General features: G+C 52.2%; 15 protein-coding genes. 8 read left to right on the top strand and 7 right to left on the bottom strand.

The window, feature by feature from the left end:
- The first annotated feature begins 128 nt into the window (after nucleotides 1–128).
- The 4 genes from B4923_RS10145 (at nucleotide 129) to B4923_RS10130 (ending at nucleotide 8226) form a co-directional block, all read left to right on the top strand.
- Nucleotides 129–1436: an MFS transporter gene (locus tag B4923_RS10145; protein WP_109054226.1), complete on the top strand. Its 1308-nt coding sequence runs from the start codon at nucleotides 129–131 to the stop codon at nucleotides 1434–1436.
- 39 nt (nucleotides 1437–1475) lie between these two features.
- Nucleotides 1476–3842, top strand: a complete 2367-nt coding sequence (locus tag B4923_RS10140) for a glycoside hydrolase family 31 protein (RefSeq protein ID WP_109054225.1) — start codon at nucleotides 1476–1478, stop codon at nucleotides 3840–3842.
- Nucleotides 3843–4322: 480 nt separating this feature from the next.
- Entirely contained in the window at nucleotides 4323–7148 is a 2826-nt protein-coding gene (locus B4923_RS10135; protein ID WP_109054224.1) for a flavocytochrome c, read from the top strand.
- A 109-nt stretch (nucleotides 7149–7257) separates the two neighbouring features.
- Nucleotides 7258–8226: an FAD:protein FMN transferase gene (locus B4923_RS10130; RefSeq protein ID WP_109054223.1), complete on the top strand. Its 969-nt coding sequence runs from the start codon at nucleotides 7258–7260 to the stop codon at nucleotides 8224–8226.
- 81 nt (nucleotides 8227–8307) lie between these two features.
- On the opposite strand, the gene fabI is transcribed toward B4923_RS10130, so the two are convergent.
- From fabI to sapA, 6 genes are all read right to left on the bottom strand, one after another.
- Nucleotides 8308–9096: an enoyl-ACP reductase FabI gene (gene fabI / locus B4923_RS10125; protein ID WP_109054222.1), complete on the bottom strand. Its 789-nt coding sequence runs from the start codon at nucleotides 9094–9096 to the stop codon at nucleotides 8308–8310.
- A 144-nt stretch (nucleotides 9097–9240) separates the two neighbouring features.
- Nucleotides 9241–10056: a putrescine export ABC transporter ATP-binding protein SapF gene (sapF, locus tag B4923_RS10120; protein ID WP_109054221.1), complete on the bottom strand. Its 816-nt coding sequence runs from the start codon at nucleotides 10054–10056 to the stop codon at nucleotides 9241–9243.
- Nucleotides 10056–11048 (bottom strand): putrescine export ABC transporter ATP-binding protein SapD, encoded by a 993-nt coding sequence (sapD, locus tag B4923_RS10115; protein ID WP_109054220.1) that lies wholly within the window; start codon nucleotides 11046–11048, stop codon nucleotides 10056–10058. Before sapD ends, sapF begins: the two co-directional genes overlap by 1 nt.
- Nucleotides 11049–11064: 16 nt before the next feature.
- The gene (gene sapC / locus B4923_RS10110; protein ID WP_109054219.1) at nucleotides 11065–11955 is read right to left on the bottom strand and encodes a putrescine export ABC transporter permease SapC; all 891 of its coding nucleotides are present in this window, start codon (nucleotides 11953–11955) and stop codon (nucleotides 11065–11067) included.
- The gene (gene sapB / locus B4923_RS10105; RefSeq protein ID WP_109054218.1) at nucleotides 11942–12907 is read right to left on the bottom strand and encodes a putrescine export ABC transporter permease SapB; all 966 of its coding nucleotides are present in this window, start codon (nucleotides 12905–12907) and stop codon (nucleotides 11942–11944) included. The genes sapC and sapB overlap by 14 nt, the downstream gene beginning before the upstream one ends.
- A complete protein-coding gene (gene sapA / locus B4923_RS10100; protein ID WP_109054217.1) occupies nucleotides 12904–14598 on the bottom strand; it encodes an ABC transporter substrate-binding protein SapA in 1695 nt (564 codons plus the stop codon). Before sapA ends, sapB begins: the two co-directional genes overlap by 4 nt.
- A gap of 232 nt (nucleotides 14599–14830) precedes the next feature.
- On the opposite strand from sapA, the gene B4923_RS10095 reads away from it, so the two are divergent.
- Nucleotides 14831–15688 carry a hypothetical protein gene (locus B4923_RS10095; RefSeq protein ID WP_109054216.1) on the top strand — a complete coding sequence of 286 codons (858 nt, stop codon included), beginning with the start codon at nucleotides 14831–14833 and terminating at the stop codon, nucleotides 15686–15688.
- Between the two features lie 295 nt (nucleotides 15689–15983).
- Here B4923_RS10095 and pspF read toward each other — a convergent pair whose 3' ends face one another.
- On the bottom strand, nucleotides 15984–16985 hold the full coding sequence (pspF, locus tag B4923_RS10090) for a phage shock protein operon transcriptional activator (RefSeq protein ID WP_109054215.1): 1002 nt from the start codon (nucleotides 16983–16985) through the stop codon (nucleotides 15984–15986).
- A 240-nt stretch (nucleotides 16986–17225) separates the two neighbouring features.
- Between pspF and pspA the strand changes: the two genes are divergently transcribed.
- The 3 genes from pspA to pspC all read left to right on the top strand — a co-directional run bounded on the left by pspA (nucleotide 17226) and on the right by pspC (nucleotide 18555).
- Nucleotides 17226–17891 carry a phage shock protein PspA gene (gene pspA / locus B4923_RS10085; RefSeq protein ID WP_109054214.1) on the top strand — a complete coding sequence of 222 codons (666 nt, stop codon included), beginning with the start codon at nucleotides 17226–17228 and terminating at the stop codon, nucleotides 17889–17891.
- Between the two features lie 71 nt (nucleotides 17892–17962).
- Nucleotides 17963–18190: an envelope stress response membrane protein PspB gene (gene pspB / locus B4923_RS10080; RefSeq protein ID WP_109054213.1), complete on the top strand. Its 228-nt coding sequence runs from the start codon at nucleotides 17963–17965 to the stop codon at nucleotides 18188–18190.
- Nucleotides 18190–18555 (top strand): envelope stress response membrane protein PspC, encoded by a 366-nt coding sequence (gene pspC, locus B4923_RS10075; RefSeq protein ID WP_109054212.1) that lies wholly within the window; start codon nucleotides 18190–18192, stop codon nucleotides 18553–18555. The genes pspB and pspC overlap by 1 nt, the downstream gene beginning before the upstream one ends.
- Nucleotides 18556–18567: the final 12 nt, after the last annotated feature.

Raw genomic sequence — 18567 nt, 5'->3', positions numbered from 1 at the left:
ATGGATTTAATTAAAATCTAGTAAATACAAATAGATGAAAAAACACACATGTATTGAAGAGTGAAAAATATCGAATTCTTTCAAACATGTCAGACCAATATAATTATACCTCCTAAAAGGCGTTCATTATGAGTCTTGATATCAATCAGTCATCACCGATGACAAAGGGAAAATGGAAATTAAAAAATCTGCGCTGGTGGATGCTGGCGTTGTTTTTACTGGGGGTGACGGTCAACTACATCACCCGTAACTCGCTGGGTATACTTGCTCCTGAACTGAAAACCAGTCTGGGCATTACAACGGAACAATACTCCTGGATTGTTGGCGCATTCCAACTGGCCTATACCATTTTTCAGCCGCTTTGTGGCTGGTTGATTGACGTCATCGGTCTGAAGGTCGGCTTCCTTATCTGCGCAATCATTTGGGCATTGATGTGTATGTTGCATGCCGGGGCCGGAAGCTGGTTGCATCTGGCGATATTGCGCTTCTTCATGGGGGCCTCCGAGGCTGCGGCCACGCCGGCTAACGCTAAAACGCTGGGGGAATGGTTTCCCAAGAAAGAACGTCCGGTTGCGGCGGGCTGGGCCGGGGTTGGTTTCTCCATCGGGGCGATGTTGGCTCCACCCATTATCGTTATTGCGCATGTCAACTTCGGCTGGCAGGGGGCCTTCATGTTCACCGGCGGCCTGGCGATGCTCTGGGTCATCCTGTGGTGGACGTTTTACCATGATCCTGAGAAGCACCCCAATCTGAGCCGTGATGAGCTGGACTTTATCCGTCAGGACAACGAACTGCCGCCGGTTAAACTGCCATTTTTCACTGCGCTGAAAACCGTATCGAAAAATAAACGCTTTTACGGTATCGCCATCCCGGCGTTCATGGCGGAGCCTGCGTGGGCGGTATTGAGCTTCTGGGTACCGCTCTATTTGGCCAACGAGCGCGGCATGGATTTAAAACAGATTGCCATGTTTGCCTGGTTGCCTTTCCTGGCCGCCGATCTGGGCAGCGTCGCGAGCGGTTATCTGACCCGGGTATATGTACGCCTGTTTGGCTGTTCTCGCGTCAATTCGATTGTTGCCAGTTCGGTTACCGGGGCCTTTCTTATGTTATCGCTGGCATTGGTTGCCATTACCAAAGATCCGTGGATGGCGATTCTGCTCATTTCGATCGGCGGATTTGGTCATCAGGTGATTTCCTGCATGCTCAGCGCGCTGGTGGTGGAGTCATTCGATAAAGGGCAAATGGCGACGGTAAACGGCATGCGAGGCTCCTTCGCCTGGATCGCCAGTTTCTTGTTTTCTTTGCTGATTGGCGTAACGGCGGACAAAATTGGTTTCAATCCGCTGTTTGTCGCCATGGGATTTTTCGATCTGATCGGCGCGGTTTTCCTGATTGCTTTTATTGCTGAACGTCGCCAGAAAACGCGGTCGCTGTAATTTCACTTTTGCTTAAATCATTCCTGAAAAGGACGCTGTATGAAAACGCTGAAAAATTGGGTGTTTCACCATCAAACCCCGGAATATGTCGAACTGCTCGTTGATGAGAAGCACATTTTTCGCCTGTACATTTTAGAATCAGGGCTGGGGCGGGTGTTGATCAAACAGAACGGGGATCTGCAATTAAAACAGACCTGGAGCATTGCGCCGCAACAGGATGTTCCCTTTGCCGGGCGCAACCGGGAAAGCTGTGACGGGTTCAGCCTGCCGGGTTTTTCGCTGGAGGAGCATGAAGGCGGATTACGCGTCAGCACGGATCGTCTGCGAGTGACGATCCATCAGCCGCTGTGGCTGTCGTGGGAATATCTTGATGAGCGCGGAGCATGGCAGATGTTGGCCGCCGATCGGGCGACCAGCGCCTATCTGCTTAATCCTCATGGTGATGGCGTGGCGCACTATCAGCGCCGTTTCCCAACGGAACGCTATTATGGTCTGGGCGAAAAGGCGGGCGATCTTGAGCGCACCGGGCGCCGCTTTGAATTCAGAAACCTGGATGCGATGGGGTATAACGCCGCGGCGACCGATCCTTTATATAAACATATCCCGTTCACCATTACCCGGCGTAACGATGTCAGCTTTGGTCTGTTTTATGACAATCTGAGCAGTACGTGGCTGGATCTGGGGAACGAAATTGATAACTACCATCAGGCTTATCGGCGTTATCAGGCCGAGGCCGGAGACCTGGATTACTATCTGTTTATCGGGCCGCGCGTACTGGACGTGACAAAAGCCTTTGTGCGCCTCACGGGTAAAACGCTGTTCGGTCCTAAGTGGAGCCTGGGTTACAGCGGTTCCACGATGCATTATACGGATGCGCCCGATGCGCAGCAGCAGTTGATGAAATTTATCGCTTTATGCCGCGAGCATGATATTCCGTGTGATTCTTTTCAGCTTTCTTCCGGCTATACCTCCATCAACAACAAGCGCTACGTCTTTAACTGGAATTATGACAAGGTGCCACAGCCGGAAGTGATGTCTCAGGCTTTCCATGATGCGGGTCTGAAGCTGGCGGCGAATATCAAACCTTGTCTGTTGCAGGACCATCCCCGATATGAGGAAGTAGAGGCGCTGGGGTTATTCATCCATGACTCGGAGTCGGATGCCCCGGAACGTTCAAGCTTTTGGGATGATGAAGGGTCGCACCTTGATTTCACCAATCCGGAGACCGTGGCCTGGTGGCAAGACAATGTGACCAGCCAATTGTTGCAAAAAGGGATTGATTCGACCTGGAACGACAATAATGAATATGAAGTCTGGGATGGCGAAGCGCGCTGTCATGGTTTTGGCGACCCCATCCCGATTAAGCATATCCGGCCGTTGATGCCGCTGCTGATGATGCGGGCATCGATGGAAGCACAGCAACGGTTTGCTCCCGCGCTACGTCCTTATCTGATTTCCCGCTCCGGCTGTGCCGGTATGCAACGCTATGTTCAGACCTGGAGCGGTGATAACCGTACTAGTTGGCAGACGCTGCGCTACAACATCCGTATGGGCGTAGGGATGAGTCTGTCTGGTTTGTACAATGTCGGGCATGATGTGGGCGGTTTTTCCGGCGATAAGCCAGATGCGGAACTGTTTGTTCGCTGGGTTCAGAATGGGGTGATGCACCCGCGTTTTACCATTCACTCCTGGAATGACGATCAAACGGTCAACGAACCGTGGATGTATCCGTCCGTCACCCCGGCAGTGCGCAGTGCGATTGAACTTCGCTACCGTATGTTGCCGTATTTCTATACGCTGCTGTGGCAGGCCAGCGCTGACGACGAGCCGATGCTGCGACCAACGTTTCTTGATCACGAGCAGGATGAAGCGACGTTTGCAGAAACGGACGACTTCATGCTGGGCCGGGATGTTCTGGTCGCCAGCGTGGTTGAACCGGCGCAACGGCAAAGAACGGTGTATCTGCCCGCCAACGAGTCGGGATGGTATGACTTTTACTCCGGTCAGTGGTTCATGGGGGGACAAACCGTGACGCTTGAAGCGCCGCTGGAGCGCCTTCCCTTGCTGGTGCGGGCAGGGGCGATGCTTCCGCTGTCGGGGCGCACCGCATTTGTCAGCCATACCGAGGACGATCGCCGGGAGTTTTTGCTGTTCCCGCCGGTTGGTACGGGTAAAGATAGCGGCTTGCTGTTTGAAGACGATGGTGAAACCTGGGGATGGCAACAGGGTAAAGCGCTGTGGCTACGTTGGGAAATCCGCAGCGACAGTCAGCGTATTGATGTCAACTTTACTTCGGCAGGCCAATTCCAACCCGCATGGCGACAAGCGGACATTCGCCTGCCAGCCGGAGAATGCCGTACTCTGTACGTCAACGGCGTGCGTACCACGGTGTTTGAACGCGAATAGAAAAAGAGAAACGACCAGGACGGCCCGTTGCGACGGGCTGTCCTGCCGTGAGGTAACGAAACCCCATCAGCCAGACGTAATACCCCACAATAGGTAGTATTAAAAGCATCGCGGACGATAATGCCCGCATGATTACCGCCGCCAAATCATCGCCATCGCCTGTTCATTCCACCATCTGTTATATAAAGCTTAATTAATTATGATTTAATTTCTCCGCAGGATACGGAGATGTTAATAACAGGGTGTAATGTTAATATTAAAAACAGTTATCGCCAATAACCTTATTATTTGTATTTATATCCGGCAGTTAAAATATTAAAAAAACGTATTATTACATTAAAAAAAACACATACTCAGTAAGTAATAACATGAGCCAATATGCCCGTCATTTTAGAGCGTAGAACAAATAAAAAAAAGACCATGGCTTTATTGTGATTTATTTTTAAGCAAAGTTTTTTATTTTAAAGTGGAGTGTTCACCATGACGGATATTAACCTTCGGTTGTTAAAATCTTTCACATTACCCAACGGCGTCACGCTGAAAAATAGAGTATTCATGGCGCCGATGACCACCTGTAGCGGGTTCTTCGACGGCAGCGTGACCAAAGAACTAATCGAATATTATGAATACCGGGCGGGCAGTATCGGTACGGTGATAGTGGAATGCTGTTTTATTGACGATAAGGGGCTGGCTTTCCCCGGTGCGATAGGCATCGATAAAGACGATAAAATCGCGGGGCTGGCCAGGATCGCGGCTGTGATTAAAGCAAAGGGCTCGAAAGCGGTGTTGCAGATTTATCACGGAGGACGGATGGTGGAGCCCCGGTTTATCGGCGGTGCCGCTCCGGTCGCCCCCAGCGCGCTGGCGGCCCCCAGATCCGGGGCGGTAACGCCGATCGCGCTGACGGGCGACGATGTCGAGGGGATGATCAGGAAATTTGGCGATGCGGTATACCGGGCCATTCAGGCCGGTTTTGACGGCGTGGAAATTCACGGCGCCAATACTTATCTGATTCAGCAATTCTATTCCCCCAATTCAAATCAACGCACCGATAAATGGGGCGGAAGTCGAGAGAATCGGGCTAAATTCCCTTTGGCTATTCTGAACATCACTCATGAAATGGTAAATAAATATGCGGATCGGTCGTTTATTATCGGTTATCGCTTCTCCCCGGAAGAAATAGAAGTACCCGGTATTCGTTTTGACGATACGTTATATCTGTTAGAAAAATTGGCGGAGAAAGGGTTGGATTATGTCCACTTTTCTATGGGGAATATTCTGCGTCCGTCATTGGTTGATGTTGATGATCCTACCCCGTTGATTAAAAAATATATCGCCCGGCGATCGCCAATACTTGCCAAAATCCCGGTAATCGGCGTTGGTGATATTGTGAATAAAGCGGATGCGGAAACGGCGCTGGAAAATGGCTATGACCTGATCGCTGTCGGCAGAGGCTGCATTGCGTATCCTGACTGGACCGATCGGATTGCCGGGCAGCAAAATATCGAGCTTTATATTGATAGCGATAGACGCGAAGCATTAATGATCCCCGAACCCTTATGGCGTTTTTCGTTAGTCGAAGCGATGATTCGGGAGGTGAATTTAACAGGGAAGAAATTCAAAGCCGGGGTGTACCAGGAAAAATTGCAGGATGAAAACGGCGAGCTGAGGATGACTGTCAGCTTTGCGTCCGATCGGATCAAAAATATTGAGCTGGAGGATAACGCCGGAATTGATGCATCGCTGTTAATCAGTTTTGACGTAATCAAGCGCCGGATTTTAGACGCCAATACCCCGCATGTCGATGCGGTAACCGGTGCGACAACGCAAAGTGAAGCGATTAAAAAAGCCGTTACCAAAGCGATGGTAAAATCCTGCAAGGAAGCCATTTTAGATGAGGGCGGTAATCCTGATGCGGCTCGGGAGGTCGATGTGGTGGTTATTGGCAGCGGCGGCGCGGGGCTGGCGGCAGCGATTCAGGCCAGTGAAGCGGGCGCCAACGTCATCATCATCGAAAAGATGCCGTCTATCGGCGGCAATACCATCAAGGCATCGGCCGGCATGAATGCGGCCGGGACGGTTTTCCAAAAAATCAAAGGTATCGAGGATAGTGCGGCGCTTTTCTACAACGAAACGCTGAAAAGCGGTAAGCACAAAAATAATCCATCGCTGGTGAAATATTTCGTTGAGCATGCTGCCGTGGCGATTGACTGGCTTGCCGAACATGATATTGAGCTGAGCGACATTACCACCACCGGCGGGATGAGCGTTGACAGAACCCATCGGCCTGCCAGTGGCGCGGCGGTCGGCGGTTACTTGATTAGCGGTCTGGTGAAAAATATCAATAAACTGAATATTGATGTCATGCTGGATACCGCGGTGACGGAAATTCTTCAGGAACATGGCAAGGTAACGGGCGTTCGTATTATTAATGATGAGAACGAAGAGAAAACCATTCCGGCAAAAGCCGTTATCGTCGCGACGGGCGGATTCAGCGCCAATGCGTCGATGGTGGTTAAATACCGGCCGGATTTGGATGGCTTCGTGACGACGAACCACAGGGGCGCAACCGGCGGCGGCATTCGCCTGTTGGAGAAAATAGGCGCGGATACCGTTGATATGGGCGAAATCCAAACGCATCCGACGGTAGAACAGACCACCTCTTATTTAATCTCTGAATCTATCCGCGGTGGCGGCGCCATTCTGATTTCAGCGCGGGGCGAAAGATTCTTCAATGAATTGGCTACCCGCGACAAGGTCTCCTCGGCCATTGTTGGCCTGCCGGAAAAGTACGCCTATATTCTGTTCGATCAACGGGTGCGCAGCCGAAACAAAGCGGTGGAGGAATACGTATCGCAAGGATTAACCGTGCGCGGTGAGGATATCGCGGAACTGGCGGAAAAGCTGGAGATCGATCTGGCGACGTTGCAACAGACAATCGACAGATACAATGTTTTCGTCAACCGCAAGCGCGACGACGATTTCGGCAGAACCACCGGTATGCGCGATCCGCTCGACTGTGCGCCTTTTTATGCCATCAAAGTTGCGCCCGGCGTTCACCATACCATGGGGGGCGTGACGATCAATTCCAGTTCCGAAGTTCTGAATGGCCGTAAACAGGTCATTTCCGGCGCCTACGCCGCTGGTGAGGTGGTCGGCGGGATTCATGGCGCCAACCGCATTGGCGGGAATGCCGTGGCGGATATCATTATTTTCGGTATTCGAGCCGGTATGCAGGCGGCTGGCTATGCGCAATCGTCGGCGGATTTTGAGGAGACGGAAGTCCCGCTCAGAGCCGCATCGTGACGTTTGCACGCCTTAATCGTAAAACAGGGGGCGCGCCCGAAGGGGCGCCTCGCTGATACGTTCTTTCCTCCCATGCGGCAATCATCCCTGCCACGTTGATTTATTTATCATGAAATCTGTAAACGATATCTATTCCTATACCGCGCACCTGATGGGCAGTCCGATCGTATTGAATCTGTTTGTTCATGATGAAATGTTGGTTAAACGGGTATTTCACTACATCAAACAGCTTGAAGATCGTTTGACCGTCAATCGTCCGCAGTCAGAAGTGATGCGTATTAATCATGCGGCGGGGCAAAATTACGAGACGGTCAGTCCTGTTGTCTTTAGTCTTATCAAACAGGCTAAGGCGGTCAGCCTGATGGAGGGCAGTTGCTTTAATGTTGCCATCGGCCCTGTGGTGAAACTGTGGAAAATAGGGTTCAGCGGTTGTGCGGTGCCTGATGCGGGAAAAATCGCGCGGGCGCTTGAGTTGACCCGTCCCGAACGCATCATGCTTAACGAGGATGACGGCGCCGTTTTGCTGCAAAGCGCGGGAATGGAAATCGATTTGGGCGCTATCGCCAAGGGATACATGGCGGATCTCATCAGAGATTTGCTGTATCAGCACGGCGTTGATCACGCGGTGATCAATCTTGGCGGCAATGTACTGGCTATCGGCCGTTCATTGCCGCAGGGCCAATGGTGCGTGGGGTTGCAAAAGCCATTCGCGGGCAGAGGCAGTTTGCTTGGCGTGATTCGGGTGATTAATAAGTCTGTGGTGACTTCCGGTATTTATGAGCGTTTTTTTACCGTTGATGGTCAGGTGTATCACCATATTTTAAATCCGGAAACCGGATATCCGCTGGATAATGAACTGCATAGCGTCACCATTATCTCGGACGACTCCATCGACGGTGATATTTACACCACCTTGCTTTATGGCATGGGGATGGAGGCCGGCATTGACTATTTACGCAGCAAACCGGAAATAGAAGCAATTTTTGTCACCAAAAAGAAAGAGATTATCCTCTCTTCTCAGCGTCATTATGATTTTGAACAACTGGACGATACGTATGTACTCACCCGTGCCGGTTAGGCGGAGCGCAAGCACACGATAGGGGATAGAGAAAAACAATGCCCCACATGCGAGGTGGGGCATAGACGGCAGAAGAGCCTGTTAATCCAGTTCCAGCTCGTTCATCGCGGCGATATTGAAACCGCCATCGACATGCAGAACTTCGCCAGAGATCCCGGCGGCCAGATCGGAACACAGGAAGGCGGCGGAGTTACCGACGTCCTCGATGGTCACAACACGGCGGATTGGCGTAACGGCTTCACAGTGAGACAGCATCTTCTTGAAGTTTTTAATGCCGGATGCGGCCAGTGTACGGATCGGGCCGGCGGAAATGGCGTTAACACGCACGCCCTGCGCGCCCATGGCATTTGCCATGTAGCGAACGTTCGCTTCCAGAGAGGCTTTTGCCAGACCCATGACGTTGTAGTTGGGGATGGCACGTTCTGCGCCCAGATAGGTCAGGGTAACCAGCGCTGAATTCGGGTTCAGCATTTTACGACAGGCTTTCGCCATCGCAACGAAGCTGTAAGAACTGATATCGTGAGCAACGCCAAAACCTTCGCGGGTGACGGCATCAACATAGTCACCGTCAAGCTGATCGCCCGGCGCATAAGCGATGGAGTGAACAAAGCCATCAAAGTTCGGCCATACTTTAGCCAGTTCAACAAACAGCGCTTCAATGCTTGCATCTTCCGCGACATCACATGGCAGGACAATGTTTGATCCCAGTTCGCTGGCGAAGCCTTCAACGCGAGATTTCAGTTTATCGTTCTGATACGTGAACGCCAGTTCAGCACCTTCGCGGTGCATCGCCTGCGCGATACCGAATGCAATGGAGCGGTTACTGGCAACACCAGTTACCAGAATGCGCTTACCGGTAAGAAAACCCATAGCAGTAATCCTTGTGATCATTGTTGCTGCGATCATCAGCAATTAAAATAAGCAGTTAATGATGATCGAGATGAATAAACCGGGCGATTCTACCATGCCTGAAGCCGATTGGGGTACTCCGAGCAGTTTCGCCGTCCTTCATACTCAAAATTGCGCGCCATCGCGTCGCCAGGCATCGGCGCTCAGCGCCTCACCAAAGTGGCTGGCTATCAGGCGTTTGGTCAGGTCGTGAAGCGGCGAAGCCAGCACTTCCGCGGTACTGCCGCGTTCGACCACCTCACCGGCGTGCATCACCAGAATCTGATCGCTGATGTGCTTCATCATCCCCAGATGCTGGGTGACATAAATATAAGAGATACCGTGCTTTTCCTGGAGTTCCAGCATCAGATTGATAATTTGTGACCGCATAGACATATCCAGCGAGGCCAGCGCTTCATCCGCGACGATGACTTTAGGTTGCAGAATCAGCGCGCGGGCCAGACCGACACGCTGTTTCTGACCGGGAGCCAGCGCATGCGGGTAGTAGTAGGCGTGGTCAGGACGCAGCCCAACCTGTTGTAGCGTTTGGTTGATGGCTTTTTCACGCGCTTCCGCGCTGAGATCGGTATTCAACCGCAGCGGCACGTCCAACAGTTGACCAATTCGCTGGCGCGGATTGAGCGCATTGCCCGCATCCTGAAAAATCATCCGGATACGTTGGCTGCGGTAGCGATAATCACCATAAAGCAAAGGATGATCGTCGATCAGCAACTCGCCTGACGTCGGCGGGATCATGCCCGACAACATTTTGGCCAGCGTCGATTTCCCCGAACCGTTTTCACCGATAATCGCCAGCGTCTGGCGTTCACGCAGGGTAAAGCTGACCGATTTCACCGCTTCAACATGCTGACGGCGAAATAACCCCGTCCGATAACGAAATGTCTTGGTCAGATTACGCGCCTCAAACAGCATTTCAACCATCAGGATTCCTCCATGTTGAGCGGAAAGTGGCAGGCGTACAAATGGTTTTTAACGGAAAGCAGCAGTGGCGTTTGCATACATTGTTTCTGTGAATAAGGGCAGCGAGGCCCCAGACGGCAACCTACCGGCAAATGTTCCAGCGAAGGGATCGCTCCCGGCAGCGTATTCAGACGACTTTTATGGGGTAATGAGCGGCCAAAATCCGGCATCGCCCGAATCAACGCCTGCGTATATGGGTGGTGCGGCGCGGTAATCAGGTCTTCGCTGGTCGCGCTTTCCACCGTCTGGCCGCAGTACAGCACATTGATTCTGTCGGCCCATTTGCTCATGGTTTGCAGGTCGTGGCTAATCAGCAGAATGGTGGTGTTGTTATTCTGATTCAGGCGCGACAGCAAACGGAAAATCTGCGCCTGCGTGGTCGATTCCATCGCGTTGGTGGGTTCATCGGCAATCAGCAGACGAGGCTGGTTCGCCAGCGCAATGGCGATCATCACTTTCTGGCATTCACCGTCGCTCAGTTCGTAGGGATAGCTGCCCATAATGTCTTTGTGATCTTTAATGCCGACACGGTGCAGCAGCTCGATAGCCCGGCGTTTACGCCAGTTGAAGCGCTGCCACCAGCGGCCTTTGTATGTCCAGCCGGGGACGGCTTGTAGCAGTTGTCGCCCAATGCTTTCGGACGGATCGAGACAGGACTGCGGTTCCTGAAAAATCATAGAGACGTTATGTCCCACCAGCTTGCGCCGTTCGCGCGCCGACAGTTGCAGCAGGTCGATATCGTCAAAACGGAAACGGTCGGCCGTCACCCGCCAGTTATCTTTGGTAATCCCGCAGATGGCTTTGGCAATCAAACTTTTACCTGAGCCTGACTCGCCCACCAGCCCGCGGATTTCCCCTTCGTTCAGCGTCATGCTGACCCGGTCAACGGCTTTGACTGCGCCGTCCGAGGTCAGGAATTCGATGGTCAGATTACGAATATCAAGTAGTGGCATAATTTCGTCTCCGCCATTATTCCGTTTCTGCGATCAGGGCGCGGCGAATGCCATCCCCAAGCAGGTTAACGATCAATACGCTCAGGGCAATGGCGCCGCCGGGCAACATGACGGTCCACGGCGCGGCATACACCAGCTCCAGCGAATTGCCGAGCATCGCCCCCCATTCCGTGGTAGGAAGCTGTGCGCCCAGATCGAGAAAACCTAATGCGGCAATATCCAAAATGGCAATAGACAATGCGCGTGTGAACTCTGAAGCCAGCAGCGCGGCAATATTGGGCAAAACAACATACCAGATAATATAGCGGGTTGAAGCGCCATCCAGCCGGGCGGCGATGACATACTCTTTATTCATCTCATCATGCACGGCGCTATAGATTGTTCGCACCATGCGGGGCAACAGCGCCAGCCAGACAGCCAGCATCGCGTGTTCGAGCTGGGGGCCGATAAACGCAATCACCACAATCGCCAGCAGCAACGAGGGGATGGATAACAGCGTATCAAGAATATGGTTGAGCATCGCGGAGCGCAGGCCGTGGGTCACGCCGGCAATGACGCCCAGTACGATGCCAAATAGCGCCGCGGCATAGGTGACAATCAATGCCGATCCTACCGTTGGCGCCGCACCGCTGAGCAGACGGCTAAGCTGATCGCGGCCCAGATCGTCAGTACCGAGGAAGAAAGAGACCTCGCCATAGTGCGACCAGGACGGGGGCAGCAGCTGATAACCGAGAAACTGCTGGTCCACTTCATAAGGCGTCAGTAATTTTCCAAACAGGCACAGGCCGAGCAGGATGAGAAAGCTGTAAAAGCCGATCATCGCCAGCGTATCCCGATAGAATACCCGCCAGGTGTCTCCCAGCCGGCTGGGTAAGCGTTTTTCGCTGTAAACGTTATCGAAGGGCATACCATTCCTTATGCTTCAGCGGGTTTGTCATCGCTCCCCAGATATCAGACAGGACATTAACGGTGATGACCATCGAACCGACCACCATCACGCCTGCCGAAATAGCCGCGTAATCCTGCTGGCGAATGGCGTTGACCAGCCAGCGTCCCAATCCCGGCCAGCTAAACACGACCTCAGTAATGATGGTGAGCGTCAGCATGGTGGAAAACTGCAACCCCAGTTTGGGCATAATCGGCGGCAGCGCGTTGTGCAGTACATGACGACGAATGATGGTCAGCTTTGATAAACCGCGGGTGGCGGCGGCCTTGATATAGTTTTTGCCAATCACTTCGGTGGTGCTGACGCGCATCAATCGGATCACTTCGGTTGTCGGCCCCACGGCGAGTACGGTGATGGGAAGAATCAGGTGGCGAATCGCGCTGATCATCATTTCAACGCGATACGGCGAATCAGACAGCCAGGCGTCAATCAGCGCAAACCCGGTGACGGACTTGACCTGATAGAGCAGATCGAAACGCCCGGAAACCGGCAACCAGCCGAGATACAGAGAGAAAAACAGCGTGAACAGCAGCGCCAGCCAGAAAACCGGCAGCGAAAAGCCGATGAGCGCCAGCGTACTGATCACGATATCCGGTCCGCGGTTCTGCATCACGCCAGCGGTGATGCCCAGCGGGATGCCGATCATCAACGACAGTATAAATGCCAATAAGCAGAGTTCGATTGTGGCAGGGAAGACGTCTTTCAACTGCTCGCTAATCGCCTGACCATTGATGCTGGAACGGCCGAAATCGGCCTGTAACAGGCTGGAAAGATAAAATCGATAAGCGTCAAACAGTGCCGCGCCATTGAGCGGGGCATTCGGCGTGTAGTAGCTCAGGCTGAATCCCACCAGCGTTAGCAGGAACAGCGTCACCAGCAACAACACCAGCCGACGCAGCGTAAAGATAATCACGGTTGTTCTCCTTCAACGGCTTCCTGTGAAGAAGGTGTTTGTGGCTTCTCGGCCTGAGGCGGCTCCCGGAACACGCCCGCAAAGGAGGCGTTACCGAACGGGCTGAGCACCAGGCCTTTCATATCGTAACGATAGGCCAGCAAACGCAGTGAGGAGGCGAGCGGCAACACGGGAAGCTGCTTCGCCAGGATCTGCTGCGCCTGTTGATAATATTCAATACGTTTTGACAGTTGCTGTGAAGACAAGGCATTTTGCAACACTTCATCAAACGTCGGGTCACACCAGTGAGCATAGTTGGTCTGGGAACGAATAGCCGCACAGCTTAACAGCGGACGGAAAAAACTGTCCGGGTCATTACTGTCGGTTGCCCAGCCGGCCAGCGTTAAGTCGTGGCTTTGTTCCATCAGCCTTGCTTCCTGAAAACGGCCTTCCACCGGCACGATGGTGACCTGTATGCCGACCTGCGCCAGATCGGCCTGAATCAGTTCGGCGGTTTTCAGCGGACTGGGGTTATAGGATTGCGATGCGCTGGGCACCCACAGGCGCAGGCTGAGGCCGGTCATGCCTAAATCCTGCAAAATCCGGCGGGATTTTTCCGGATTGTATTCGGTTATCTGCGATTCATTGTCATACGCCCAGGATGCGCGCGGCAGGATCGATGCGGCCGTTTCCGCGGTGCCGTAATAAATGGACTGCATGAGTCGGTCATTGTTAATCGCCAGCGCGATCGCTTCACGAACCCGGCGGTTGTCCAGCGGGGGTTTGCGCACGTTAAATGCGAGATAAGCGACATTCATTCCGGGACGCAGCGATAGCCGCAGACGGGGATCGTTCCGCAGGATGGTCAACTGGCTGGCGGCGGGGTAGGCAAGCACATCACATTCGCCGGTCAACAGTTTGGATAATCGGCCCGTGCCCCCGGTTCCCAGATCAACGACGACCTGCGACATTCGGGGCTGACCACGCCAGTAGGCGTCATTGCGTGTCAGACGGATATATTGTCCGTTGCGGTATTCGTTGAGCCGATACGGGCCGGTTCCCACGGGCTCCCGATCGATCAATTCCTGTTTGTCGTTTTTTGCCAGCGCTTGTGCATATTCGGCAGACAGGATCGGCGCATAATGCGTGGCCAGATGCCACAGGAAAGACGCGTCCGGGCTGTTGAGGCGGATCTCTACCGTATATTCACCCAGTTTACGAATGCTTTGTACTGAATCGGCAAACTGTAGACTGTCGAAATAGGGATAGTCGCCGCCGTTGATATCATGATAAGGGTGTTTTTTATCCAGCATGCGTTGAAAACTGAATACCACGTCATCGGCATTCATATTGCGGGTCGGACTGAACCAGGCCGTGGTTTGGAACGGCACGTTATGATGCAGATAAAACCGGTAGGCGGAGCCATTGTCCAGCACTTCCCAACGCTGAGCGAGTTCCGGCATCAGGCGGTAAGTATAGGGATCGACGTCCAGCAAGCGATCGTACAGCTGCGCCGCCAGTGTATCAATGGTGACGCCGCTGCGCGCCATCTGTGGGTTGAACGTGTTCAGCACGTCATTCACGCAATAAACGAAACCGCTTTGGCGAATAGACTCCAGCGGTGTTGCAGGCGTAAGCGGAGAGGGCGGAGCCGCCAGCGCCGGCAAAGCCAGCCAGACGAATGCCAGTGCAAAACAAAATTTTCCAGACATACGGGTTTTTCAGTCAAGGCGTAATACACAGAGTGTACCGCACTCTCACCGTCCTCCCCACTGTGTTGTATGCATCTGGCGACTTTCCAACCGATGATATTGCTTATTGCGAATTATTGTCCTGGATCATGGTGGAAGCATTTTATCATCATAATGACGGATAACGGGCTAAGTTATGCGGGAAAGGTGCCGTTATAGCTAAGACTTTGTCTGAAAAATGGAGTGATTCTGGATGGACAGCACCAGGCCCCATCGTACCTTTGACATCGAATTTTCGCGTGAGACGGAAAATGTTACCGAACTCTCCACAGATTTAAACGCCGACGCGGTCATGGCAACATTCGAGGCCATTGAATTTTCAGATGAAAATACGGGTTGCATCGAGAATGAAGCTGGCAGGGATCAGCGTAATCCACTACCGGTGTTAACCGAAGAAGAAATTAACGCGAAAAATGAGAAGATAAAACAGATAAAAGATACCTCGCTTTCCGCTTCGTTGGATGATGTCTCTGAGCTGGCCATTTCCTTTTTTATTTTAGCGATAGAAGGAACGAAAGCCCCGGTTACGGAACTTGCCAATGCCATACACGATGCCTTTTCAAGTTCGCTGAACGATGAAAAGACGGGAATGATAGAGGCTTTCGATATAGCCATGAAGAAAGAGATGCTCACTTTCATCAAAGTGAGGTTTATCATCGAAGCGTATCAGTCCCAGGCGGCAGAAATAATTGATAACTACATTAGTGAGCTGGTGTCGCGGCGAGACAGTATACGGCTGGGGGCGGCTAACGCGGAGTTTTTGCTTGCTTCCGGTTTGGGCGACGAAAAATATGCCGACGCGGTGCAGAGTGATATTGAGGCGTTGAAACAGGGGACATATCCGTCTCAGGTCGAAATGTCCCGGGTGTTATCGATCGCCGGCAGCGCGTGCAGTGTTGTCGATATGCTCGATCAGTTTGAAATGATGCTGAGAAACAGCGGCCGTTCCGCACCAACGCTGGATACCGAGTTGCAGCATTTGGGGTTGCTGGCCGATCACTGGGACGATTTCGTGCAAAAATACGCGCCGCGGACGCTAAAAAAACGATAAAAGAGCAATGTGGAAAAAGCAGGAGGAACCCCATACTTCGTATGGAAATGAGAAAAATTCTCAACAAAGTGCTTTACAGATGATACTGATAACCATTATCATCATTTTCGCACTTCAGCAGTTGCTTCTATGCAGGCACTGAAGGAGAGCACGACATTGCTCACATTGCTTCCAGTATTATTTTAGCCAGCCTGCGTGCTGGCTTTTTTTTTTGCGCGCCGAATGCCTGGTTTTATTTCCCTTTCATATAAAATAATTAATAAAATCAATAATTTTAAGATAATTTCTGGTTTTTTCATTCATTGATTGTGATGGCATGTTTTTTCAATAAGCCACGTAGCTGATGATAGGTTAGCCCCAGCAGTTCCGCGGCCTTACGCTGATTAAAGCGCGCCTGATTTAATGCCCGTTCGATAAGCGCTTTTTCCTGAGTGAGTTGCCATTGTTTCATATCCAGCGGTAAATCCGGCAATTCATCCTCAAGGCGATGTGCCGACGCGGGGGACACCGGACTAGCCGATGCCGATTTCTGAAACGGGTTGAGAATAATGGTATCCAGCGCGCTGTCGCTGCTGCCATGACGGTAAACGGAGCGTTCCACAACATTTTTCAGTTCACGGATGTTACCCGGCCAGCCATAGTTCAGTAGTGTCTCGCGGGCGCGCGGAGTGAAACCGGGAAAGAGCGGTAATCGCAGTTCACGGCACATCTGAATCGCAAAATGCTCCGCCAACAACATGATATCTTGCTGACGTTCTCGCAATGGCGGTAGCTGGACCACGTCGAATGCCAGTCGATCCAGCAGGTCGGCACGGAATTTTCCACTGGCGGCCAACGCAGGCAGGTCATCATTGGTGGCGCAGATCAACCGTACATCGACCTGTAGGGCCTGCCCGCCGCCGACGCGCTCCAGCACGCCATATTCGATCACCCGCAGCAGCTTTTCCTGTACCAGCATCGGCGCGGTAGCCAACTCATCCAGAAACAACGTCCCGCCATCGGCGCGCTCGAACCGACCCAGATGACGCTTTTGCGCCCCGGTAAACGCCCCGGCTTCATGACCGAATAGCTCGGAATCCAGCAGATTCTCATTTAAGGCCGCGCAGTTCAGCGAAACAAATGGCCCTTGCCAACGGGGCGAGAGGTAGTGTAACCGACTGGCAATCAGCTCTTTACCGGTGCCGCGCTCGCCAATCACCAGCACGGGTTTATTGAGCTGCGCTAGCTGTGAAACCTGTTCCAGCACTTCAATAAAGTTGTTGGCTTCCCCCAGTAAGTTCTCTTTTTCCTGTCCCATCGCGTTGCACCGTGTAATTTTTACTAACAGTTAGCGTATTTGACTAATTTAGCGGGTATTGGAAAATAGTCAAAATTATTCGTGCTTTATTTTCAATAGGTTATAAATGGATAAACATTGGCACGCTTATTGATATGTCTTTATTGAAGAGCAACAGTGATATCGCAATCGGGCAATGACTGGTCGCGATCATAAATCAGGCGTAATACAGACGCCGGAAATCATTAAGAGGATTGGATTATGGGTATTTTTTCTCGTTTTGCCGACATCGTTAACGCCAACATCAATTCATTGCTGGATAAAGCGGAAGATCCACAGAAGTTGGTTCGGCTGATGATTCAGGAAATGGAAGACACGCTGGTTGAGGTTCGTTCTACCTCCGCACGGGCGCTGGCAGAAAAGAAACAGATTGCCCGTCGTATTGATCAGGCTCAGTCTCAGCAGGCGCAATGGCAGGATAAGGCCGAACTGGCGTTGAGAAAAGACAAAGATGATCTGGCGCGTGCCGCGCTGATTGAGAAACAGAAACTGACCGATTTGATCGTGACGCTACAGCGTGAAGCGGAAAGTGTTGATGAAACGCTGGATCGCATGAAACGCGAAATCGGCGAGTTGGAAAACAAACTGACGGAGACCCGCGCGCGCCAGCAGGCATTAACGCTGCGTCATCAGGCCGCCTCTTCGTCCCGCGATGTGCGTCGCCAACTGGACAGCGGCAAGCTGGATGAGGCCATGGCGCGTTTTGAACAGTTTGAACGCCGGATTGATACGATGGAGGCGGAAGCGGAAAGTATCGGACTGGGGAAACAGAAATCGCTGGATCAGCAGTTCGCCGAGTTGAAAGCAGATGATGAAATCAGCGCGCAACTGGCTGCACTTAAAGCTAAAGTTAAACCAGCAGAATAACCGGACTGGCTATCGTCAGGGTTGGCGATAGCCGTATTAAAACCGGTGAACATAATCATTAAGGAGACACGATGAGTGCTTTGTTTCTTGCCATACCGCTGACCATTTTCATGTTGTTTGTGGCACCGATATGGCTTTGGCTACATTACAGTCAGCGTAAGCAAAACAATGCTCAACTCGGACAAAGCGACATGCAGCGTCTGACGCAACTGACGGAAGACGCCCGCCGCATGCGCGAGCGAATTCAGACGCTGGAGGAAATTCTGGATGCAGAATACCCGGATTGGAGAAAATCGTAATGAAGAATACATGGTCAGGTAAAACGTTATATCGCATACCGGAAGAAGGCATGCTCAAAGGCGTGTGTGCCGGGCTGGCTCACTATTTTGACGTACCGGTAAAACTGGTGCGGGTCATTGTGGTGTTATCGATGTTTTTCGGCCTGTTCTTTTTCACCATAGTGGCTTATATCGTGCTGAGTTTTATACTCGATCCCATGCCTGCGGCACGCTACCATGAACAAGAATCGTCGTTTCGCACGCCGGGGCAATTACTGAACGATGCTGACGCGACACTGAAAGCCAGTGAACAGCGGCTGCGCAGTATTGAGCGCTACGTCACCTCAGAGACGTTTGGCGTCCAGAGCCGCTTTCGCCAACTGTAAGCATCATACATG

This window comes from Brenneria roseae subsp. americana (assembly GCF_003115815.1).
GTDB classification, from domain to species: domain Bacteria; phylum Pseudomonadota; class Gammaproteobacteria; order Enterobacterales; family Enterobacteriaceae; genus Brenneria; species Brenneria roseae.
Note: the sequence above shows the minus strand (reverse complement) of the source record. Positions and strands in the feature narration are given on the sequence as shown.